The 519-nt window shown below is 48.4% G+C and carries 1 tRNA gene; it reads right to left on the reverse strand.

What is annotated here, in order from left to right:
- Positions 1-147: 147 nt before the first annotated feature.
- Positions 148-224: transfer RNA gene (locus IB237_RS26165), tRNA-Met, on the reverse strand.
- Between the last annotated feature and the right edge of the window lie 295 nt (positions 225-519).

Genomic DNA, 519 nt, shown 5'->3' on the forward strand with positions numbered 1-519 from the left:
CTTTGACTTCCGCATTGGGGAGCTGTTGGCGTGCCTTGGTTGTTGTGTCTTGAGAAGGGTTATTTTCGCGGGCGCGTAGGCGCCGCCAATGGTCTGCGGTTTCTTTTAGTTTTGAGATTTTGTTTTTGGGGGAATGTTTTGGTGATTTGGTTGCGGGGGCAGGATTTGAACCTGCGGCCTTCAGGTTATGAGCCTGACGAGCTACCGGGCTGCTCCACCCCGCGTTACCAGCGCAAATCCAGAGGATTTGTCGCGACAGAGCAAACACCATGTGTTTGCATCCCCCGATTTTTGCCAAAGGCAAAATATCGTATCTTTCCAGGTTTTTGCCAAAGGCAAAATACCCCTAGGCAAACTGCATGGCAGTTTGTCCGTACTCGGTAAACTGCAAAGCAGTTTATCCGTACCAGCGCAAATCCTTGGGATTTGTCGCAAGCCATAAACCGTTATAGCGATCTATGGCGTTTTTCGATTAAATTGCTGTGCAATTTTCTCGTTTATTGAATGCCTTAAACGCAA

Origin of the sequence: Agrobacterium sp. AGB01 (assembly GCF_014851585.1) — a bacterium.
Lineage (GTDB): Bacteria > Pseudomonadota > Alphaproteobacteria > Rhizobiales > Rhizobiaceae > Agrobacterium.